Consider the following 8,405-nt stretch of genomic DNA (forward strand, 5'->3'; position numbering starts at 1 on the left):
CAGCCCATCCCCGCCCGCTTCCCGCCATCCCGATTGCCGACTTTGCACCCGCCCATTGTTCTGACGATTGACAAGCTGCCCGCCAATCCCCGGCGACTTTCATAAATCTTTTTCGGTTTTCCCGGTTTTTTGGCATGGCCTCGAATCCCTTGAGTAGCGGGGTCTTTGCGGTCCTTTTCAAAGGATCGAAATCAATCCTTTCATGCATTTCCCGGATTGCGTTCCGGCCCCGGAATAGCGCGCCGTTTCGCCGGACAAGATTCGAGCTTCAACCATTAAGAAATGTTAAACGCCGCCGTTACCCGGATCAGTAGCTCGCGTCGCTGGCGTCAGCGCGGCGCGAGGAGATACGGACTGGTTTCCATCAAGGCGATGGCGGCAGGCGCGACCGGGGTGTCGTGCCGTCTCGTCGGAAACCGGCCGCCCTGACCGCGGGATTGCGGTTGCGAGATAAAAGAACGAGTGATTCCATGAAGATCGAGCGTTTCCACCCTGCCCAGCTTCGCCCGGGCCAGATCCGTACCCTGGCCTCCGTCGTGTCGATGACGCTGATCGCGTCCGTGATTGCCGGCTGCGGCGGTGGCGGCGGCGGTGATTCGCCCAGCCCGGCGGCGGGCGCCGCGGCCAGCACCAGCAGCGGCACCACCACCACCTCGTCCAGCTCGGGCACCGGCGCTTCCGGCAGCACCTCGCAGATGTGCACCACCACGCTGGCGGCCTCGCAAGGCAATGCCGCCGCGACCAACACCTCGACCAGCACCTCCTCCGGCAACTCGACGGGCACCCCCACCAGCAACGCACCGAGCACGTTGAGCCCGTTCGACGCGCCGGTCGACCACCTGATCGTCAAGCTCGCGCCGGCCACCTCCGCCAGCAGCGCCAACGGCGCGCGCGTGATGGCCGCCGCCGCGCCGGACAGCACCCGCATCAGCAACCTGATCGGCCGCGTGCTGACACAATGGAACAGCCAGCGCTCGCAGGCCCGCATCATGGCCGCCTCCTCGGGCAACGGCGGCTCGCTGCCGAGCTTCGACAACGTGCAGTTCGAACGCACCATGTCGGACGGCTCGGCGGTGGTTTCGCTGGGCAAGCGCGTGGCGGCCACGGACGCGGCCACGCTGGCGCAGAGCTTCGCGGCCGACAGCGACGTGGCCTACGCGGAACCGGATCGACGCCTGTTCGCCAGCGACCTGGCGCCCGTCACGCCGTCCGATCCGATGTACTCGCAGCAGTGGAACGACTTCAATACGGCGATCGGCGTGAACATGCCGGCCGCCTGGGCCCTCACCACCGGCGCCTCGAACCTCGTCACGGCGGTGATCGATACCGGCTACCGCCCGCATGCCGACATCGTCGGCAACCTGGTGGCGGGTTACGACTTCATCAGCGACGTCAACACCGGCAACAACGGCCACGGCCGCAGCGCCGATGCGACCGACCCGGGCGACTGGGTCACCCAGTCCGAGCTGAGCGACACCAGCAGCCCGTTCTACAACTGCGCGAGCGCGCCCAGCAACAGCAGCTGGCACGGCACGCAGGTGGCCGGCCTGATCGGCGCGACCGCCAACAACGGCACCGGTATCGCCGGCGCCAACTGGTTCGGCAAGATCCAGCCGGTGCGCGCCCTCGGCAAGTGCGGCGGCACCACCAGCGACATCGCCGACGCGATGCGCTGGGCGGCCGGCATCTCGATCCCGGGCGTGCCCGACAATGCCACGCCGGCCAAGGTCATCAACCTGAGCCTGGGCGGCAACGGCCCCTGCGGCAGCACCTTCCAGTCGGCGGTCAACGACGTGATCGCGCGCGGCGTGACGGTGGTGGTGGCCGCCGGCAACGACGGCCTGGCCAACGCGCAGGACCGTCCCGCCAACTGCACCGGCGTGGTGGCCGTGGGCGCCACCGACAGCACCGGCAAGCGCGCCTGGTACAGCAACTTCAGCAGCGAGATCACGCTGAGCGCGCCGGGCTCGAACATCCTGTCGACCAGCAACACCGGCACCACCTCGCCGGGCAGCGACACCTACCAGCTCAACAGCGGCACCAGCCTGGCCGCGCCGCAGGTGGCCGGCGTGGTCTCGCTGATGCTCACGCGCAACCCGAACCTGACGCCCGCGCAGATCTCGCAGAAGCTCGCGGCCACCGCGCGCCCGTCGCAGATCGCGGCCACCACCGCCTCCTCGTGCACGGCGATGGCGCCGGGCGCGGGCCTGATGGATGCCGGCGCGGCGGTTGCGTCCGCAACCAACTGAGGCAAGCACGCCAGCTGAGTCCTCCAGGCGGTAACGATCCCTGTCACGGCATCGCGGTTCGATGCCGATCCCGCGATGCCCGCGTCACGCTCCTGCGTTGCGCGGGCGTTGCTTTTTCGGGCTCTCGCCCTGCAACGCGCCGAGCCGCTTCATGACACGCCTGTGACACCGACCGCCTCGCGGCCTCGGTGAATTCCCGCATCCTCGCGCCCTCGTCGCCCCGCCGCATCGCTCGCTCCCCCGCAATCCCCCCGATGTCATCGGTCTGCCATCTGGCGCCGATAGAGTCCGGCCTAGACCAGCAAGCACACCCAACCCCACGCCTTTATGCCGAGTTCAGCGCGCGCGTCCCAGTCCGTCCATGCCATCACCAGCCGCGTGTTGACGACGAGCCTCGTCGTCAACCTGGTGCTGATGATCGCGCAGGCCGGCGCCGCCTACGCCGCGCACTCGTCGGGGATCCTGGCCGACACGATCCACGCGGCGATCGACCTGCTGGCCGACGCGCTGCTGCTGCTGGCCTGCCGTCTCGACGCGAAGCTGCCGCCCGAGCAGCGGCCGACCTACGAGCCGGTCGCGCTGTTCGGCCTGGGCGCGCTGCTGCTCGCCACCGGCGCCCAGATGATCTGGCACGCCGCCACCAGCCTCGACGCCCCCGCCGACGTCTCGCCTAACGCGCTGTCCTTCGCGGTGCTGGCCGTCGCGCTCGCCGGCAAGGGCGGGCTTTCGCAATGGATGCTCAAGCGCGCCCGAGCGATCGGCGGTGCCGCGCTGATCGAGGCCAGCGCCTGCCATCTGCGCGCCGACGCGCTGACCCTGCTGCTGGCCACGCTGGCCCTGGCCGGCGCGCGGGCCGGCCTGCCGCGCCTGGACGAGCTGGCCGCCACCCTGATCGGCGTGATGATCCTGCGCACCGGCTACGGCTTCGCCAAGCGCGGCTACCAGATGCGCGCCGCCCACGCGGGCTGGGGCGGCCGCGCGGCCCCGCCGCGTTGATCGGGCGAGACTCGCCTGCCGCTTGCATTGCCTCGTCGCATTCCGCGATCGACCGCCGGCCCTCCCCGTTTCACGACAAATTGCCTGCCAAGGCTTGACGCTGCGTAAGCGGGCCGATTACCATCGCCCCGTCCTCACGACCGGAGCGTTTCCGTGAACCCTGATGCGAGTAGTCATAGTCGGTCCTCGACCGGCTTCCCCATCGCCTGAGGCATACCCACGGAGTTCGTCTCCCGCCGTATCCCGGGCCTCGGGATGCGGCGTTCTTCGGGCCAAGCCGGCCTGATTTCCCCGCTTTTTCCAGATCGCGCATGATGCCGCCGAGCCTTCGGCCCGGCACGCAGTCGCTCGTCCTCGCCACCGCCGGCCACCATGGCATGCCGCTGGCGCGTGTCGCGCGGCGCCGGCACGCCGACAAGCACATGGCAAGCCGCCCTTCGGCGGCGTGAACCTCGATCCCGCCCATGGCAGGGCACGCGCCCTGCCCCAATCGACAGGAGTCCAGATGGATAGCGACAGTAGCCCCGGTGGTCCATTACGGCCCGCCGGCGCGTCGATGCCGATCCTCCTCGCGATGGCGCCGGCCGTCGCGCCGGCGGGCCGCCCCGAATTCCGATCCAAGCAGCCGAACGCGCAGGACGCGACGCGGCGGGGAGCCTGCGCGCGCTGATCGCCGCGCCCGACGCTCGCCGCGCGCCGTCGTGCGCGGCATCAGGAGCGTTAGATGACACTCAGATTCCTTCGCCGCAACCGCCAGCGCGGTTTCGTCCAGCCCGGCGCGCGCGAGCGCGCCGCTTCCCCGGCCACCGCGCCGATCGTCGCCGAGGCGAACCGTTCGCTCGAGGACGTGCTCGCCCGCCTGCATACCGGCACGCGCGGCCTGACCTTCTCGCAAGCCGAGGACCGCCTGGCCCAGCACGGCGCCAACGAGATCGCGCACGATCGCCCGCCGCACTGGCTGCGCCAGTTGCTGCATGCGTTCCACAATCCCTTCGTCTACGTGCTGCTGGTGCTGGCCGCGATCAGCTTCTGCACCGACGTCTGGTTCGCCGCGCCCGAGGATCGCGACTATGTCGGCATGACGATCCTGCTGAGCATGGTCACCATCAGCGCGGTGCTGCGCTTCGTGCAGGAATTCCGCTCGCTGCGCGCCGCCGATCGTCTCAAGGCGCTGGTGCGCACCACCACCATGGTCCGGCGCCGGCCCACCGCGAGCACCGAGCCGATGCTGCGCGAGATCCCGATCCGCGAGGTGGTGCCCGGCGACATCGTGCAGTTGTCGGCCGGCGACATGGTGCCGGCCGACGTGCGCCTGCTCGCCTCGCGCGACCTCTTCATCAGCCAGGCCGCGCTGACCGGCGAGGCGCTGCCGGTGGAGAAATACGACACGCTCGGCGCGGTGGCCGGCAAGTCGGCGCAGGCGCCGGCAGCCGAGGCGGCCGGTGATGCTGTCGATACGGGCAACGCAGGCAGCACCGATGCCGGCTCCCCGCTCGACCTCGCCAACGTCTGCTTCATGGGCACCAACGTGGTGAGCGGTACCGCCACCGCGCTGGTGATCGCCACCGGCGAGCGCACCGTGTTCGGCGCGCTGGCGAAGAACGTGACGGGCCGCCGCCGCGTGGAAACCAGCTTCGATCGCGGCGTGGCCAGCGTCAGCGCGCTGCTGATCCGCTTCATGCTGGTGATGGTGCCGGTGGTGTTCGTGATCAACGGCCTGACCAAGGGCGACTGGCTCGGCGCGATGACCTTCGCGCTGGCGGTGGCGGTGGGCCTCACGCCCGAGATGCTGCCGATGATCGTCAGCACCAACCTCGCGCGCGGCGCGATCGCGATGGCGCGCCGCAAGGTGGTGGTCAAGCGCCTGAACGCGGTGCAGAACTTCGGCGCGATGGACGTGCTCTGCACCGACAAGACCGGCACGCTCACCCAGGACGACATCCTGCTGGAGCACCACCTCGACCTGCGCGGCCAGCGCGACGACGAGGTGCTACGCCTGGCCTGGCTCAACAGCGTGCACCAGAGCGGCCAGAAGAACCTGATCGACATCGCGATCGTGACGCGCGCCGATGCGCTCGGCGATCGCGCCAAGCCCTTCGGCTATCGCAAGATCGACGAGCTGCCCTTCGATTTCGTGCGGCGCCGGCTGTCGGTGGTGGTGGGCGACGCGCATGGCGCGCACCTGCTGATCTGCAAGGGCGCGGTCGACGAGATGCTGGCGGTGTCGACACGCTTCCAGGACGAGCATGGCCTGCCGCAGCCGCTCGACGCCGCCACCCGCGAGCGCCTGGTCGCGCAGGCCAATGCCTACAGCGAGGACGGCTTTCGCGTGCTGCTGATCGCCACCCGCACGATCGCCGCGGCCGAGGCGCGCGAGCAATACCGCGGCAGCGACGAGCACGATCTGGTGGTACGCGGCTTCCTGACCTTCCTCGATCCGCCCAAGGATTCGGCCGCGCCGGCGCTGGCCGCGCTGCGCGAGAACGGCGTGGCCGTGAAGGTACTCACCGGCGACCATCCCACCGTCACGCTGAAGGTCTGCCGCCAGGTCGGGCTGGCGACCGGCGTGCCGCTGCTGGGCGCGCAGATCGACGCGCTCGACGACGCGGCGCTGGCCGAGGCGGTGGAGCGCACCACCGTGTTCGCCAAGCTCACGCCGATGCAGAAGTCGCGCATCGTCACCACGCTGCAGGCCAACGGCCACACGGTCGGCTTCCTCGGCGACGGCATCAACGACGCCCCCGCGCTGCGCGACGCCGACGTGGGCATCTCGGTGGACAGCGGCGCCGACATCGCCAAGGAAACCGCCGACATCATCCTGCTCGAGAAGAGCCTGATGGTGCTGGAGGCCGGCGTCGTGAAGGGCCGCGAGACCTTCGGCAATATCCTCAAGTACCTGAACATGACGGCCAGCTCGAACTTCGGCAACGTGTTCTCGGTGCTGATCGCGAGCGCCTTCCTGCCCTGGGAGCCGATGCTGGCCACCCAGTTGCTGGTGCTGAACCTGATCTACGACACCTCGCAACTGCTGCTGCCCTGGGACCGCATGGACCCGGAGTTCCTGAAGAAGCCGCGCAAGTGGGAAGCCGGCAACATCGGCCGCTTCATGCTGTGGATCGGGCCCACCTCGTCGGTGTTCGACGTCAGCACCTACCTGCTGATGTGGTTCGTGTTCGGCGCGGGCGCGCTGTATCACGCGCAAGGCGGCGCCGCCGGCCAGGTGGTGATGAACTCGGGCTGGTTCATCGAGAGCCTGGTCTCGCAGACGCTGGTGGTGCACCTGCTGCGCACCCGCCGGATCCCGTTCCTGCAGAGCACGGCCGCGCTGCCGGTGCTGCTCTCGACCGTCACCGCGATCGCGCTGGGCTGCTGGCTGCCGTTCTCGCCGTTCGCGAACGCGCTGGGCTTCGTGCGGCTGCCCGGCAGCTACTGGCTGTGGCTCGCGGCCACCATGCTCGGGTATATCGTGCTGGCGCAGACCGTCAAGACGATCTACGTGCGGCGCTATCGCGAGTGGTTCTGAGCGCGACGCGCCCGGCGGCCGCTTCAGGGCTGCGCTTGCGGATGGCGTTCGCGCCATGCCGCGAGCGCGGCCTTGTACTCTTCGAGCGCGGTGTCGTAGAGATCGAACACGCAGGGCGAGCAGCCGGATTGGCAGCAATCCTCGAGCTCGGGCGGCACGGGCGCCTCGGGGCGCGGATCGTCGGCGGGCTCGGTGGCGGAACTGGACGGGGAGATTGGCGACTTCGACACGGCGGCTGGGCTGGCTGGGAATCGTAACGAGCCGCCAGTATAGGCCGATCGCCCCGGGGCCGTGCCCGGCCCCGAGGCTTCATCAGCGGCGACCGCCCTGCTTCGCCGCCGCGTCCTGCGGTTCCACCACCCGGCGCGGATCGAGATCGAGATTCGTCATCAGGCTCTTGACGGTGCGGATCACCTGCCCTGGCGTGATCAGGCGCGAACATTCGAACTGGCGATCCGTGCCGGCATGGCGCGGACACCAGGCGAAGTCGCGATGGTCGAACTCCACCGAGGTATCGTTCCAGCAGCTATTGCAGACGTGGTAGTTGATCACGCGCCACGGCGTCTCGAACTCGTTGAGCGGATGCGTGAAGCCGCTGATCATCACCACCGGCTTGCCCAGCGCCCAGGCCAGCCACGACAGCCCGCTCGACAGCCCGATGAAGAAATCGGCATGCAGCAGCAGGCTGGCGCGCTGCTGCAGCGGCAGGTCGCCGGTGAAATCCTCGCTGCCGTAGGGGATCAGGTTCCACATCAGCTTCTCGCCGTGCGCCGGCTGCTTGTCGATGCAGAGCACGCGGTAGCCGCTCGCCTTCAGGAACTTCACCAGCTCGTACCAGCCGGTCGGGTGGTTCCAGTACTTGCATTGCGAGGAGGACTGCGCGGCGATCACCACGTAGGGCTCGGCGATCAGGCGCGTGGTGTCGCGCACGGCGATGCGCGGCCGGCGCTCGACGGCCATCAGCCCGAGCAGGTAGGGAATGGTCTTCTGCAGGCCGCTGACGCGGAAGTCGGTCGGCTGGTGGGTGCGGTCGTCGCAGGGGAAGAAGATGCCGAGGTAGTAGCTCGCGTAGGCGCCGGCCAGCGCCTTCGCTTCCTCGTCGGGACGCACGTAGTCGAGCTCCGGATAGGCGTCCTCGAACAGCGACCAGAGCGCCTCGCCCATCGAGACCGACACACGGCAGTCGTGCACGCGGCGGAATTCGTCGACGTAGGGGAACCAGGCCAGGATGTCGCCGAGCGTGCCTACCGGCAGGCGCATGTAGACGCGCTGGCCGCAAGCGTCGTAGTCATGCTCGAACACCAGTTCCTCGTCGCGCAGCACCTCGATGCGAAAGCGCACGAAATATTTCTTCGTGCTGCTGACCACCCCGTCGTCCACCAGCTCGTCGAACAGCACCACGTCGGCGTCCAGGTCGAGCAGGCGCACCCGCCACGGCCCCGCCGGCACCTGCACGCGGCAGCCGTAGTTGAAGTCGTAGCGGATCCCGTGCGGCCCTTCGAGCACCGGCGCGCCCGGATCGACGATCGCCGCCGGGCCGCCCTCGAATACCGGCTCGGGCGGCGCATCGGCGGTGCCGGCCGGGCCGCGCGCCTCGACCGGAGTCGCCGCGGGGCCGACCGGCACGGCCACCACCG

General features: G+C 69.3%; 5 protein-coding genes. 3 read left to right on the forward strand and 2 right to left on the reverse strand.

What is annotated here, in order from left to right:
* The first annotated feature begins 470 nt into the window (after positions 1-470).
* The 3 genes from F3J18_RS20870 (at position 471) to mgtA (ending at position 6,768) form a co-directional block, all read left to right on the forward strand.
* The gene (locus tag F3J18_RS20870; RefSeq protein ID WP_166913958.1) at positions 471-2,249 is read left to right on the forward strand and encodes a S8 family peptidase; all 1,779 of its coding nucleotides are present in this window, start codon (positions 471-473) and stop codon (positions 2,247-2,249) included.
* Positions 2,250-2,576: 327 nt separating this feature from the next.
* Positions 2,577-3,245 carry a cation diffusion facilitator family transporter gene (locus tag F3J18_RS20875; protein WP_166913959.1) on the forward strand — a complete coding sequence of 223 codons (669 nt, stop codon included), beginning with the start codon at positions 2,577-2,579 and terminating at the stop codon, positions 3,243-3,245.
* 724 nt (positions 3,246-3,969) lie between these two features.
* Positions 3,970-6,768 carry a magnesium-translocating P-type ATPase gene (gene mgtA, locus F3J18_RS20880; RefSeq protein WP_166913961.1) on the forward strand — a complete coding sequence of 933 codons (2,799 nt, stop codon included), beginning with the start codon at positions 3,970-3,972 and terminating at the stop codon, positions 6,766-6,768.
* Positions 6,769-6,791: 23 nt separating this feature from the next.
* Here the strand turns inward: mgtA and F3J18_RS20885 are convergent, their stop codons facing one another.
* Together F3J18_RS20885 and F3J18_RS20890 are read right to left on the reverse strand one after the other, a co-directional pair.
* Positions 6,792-6,998: an oxidoreductase-like domain-containing protein gene (locus tag F3J18_RS20885; protein WP_046574471.1), complete on the reverse strand. Its 207-nt coding sequence runs from the start codon at positions 6,996-6,998 to the stop codon at positions 6,792-6,794.
* 82 nt (positions 6,999-7,080) lie between these two features.
* Positions 7,081-8,405 (reverse strand): autotransporter strand-loop-strand O-heptosyltransferase (locus F3J18_RS20890; RefSeq protein WP_205195516.1); only part of this gene is annotated, 1,325 nt, incomplete at its 5' end.

This window comes from Burkholderia sp. Ax-1720 (assembly GCF_011753035.1).
Taxonomy (GTDB): Bacteria; Pseudomonadota; Gammaproteobacteria; order Burkholderiales; family Burkholderiaceae; genus Burkholderia; species Burkholderia gladioli.

What these genes read in the sequence shown, in the direction of transcription:
- F3J18_RS20870 (WP_166913958.1), top strand. Translation starts at nt 471, where the DNA reads ATGAAGATCGAGCGTTTCCACCCTGCCCAGCTTCGCCCGGGCCAGATC.
- F3J18_RS20875 (WP_166913959.1), top strand. Translation starts at nt 2,577, where the DNA reads ATGCCGAGTTCAGCGCGCGCGTCCCAGTCCGTCCATGCCATCACCAGC.
- mgtA (WP_166913961.1), top strand. Translation starts at nt 3,970, where the DNA reads ATGACACTCAGATTCCTTCGCCGCAACCGCCAGCGCGGTTTCGTCCAG.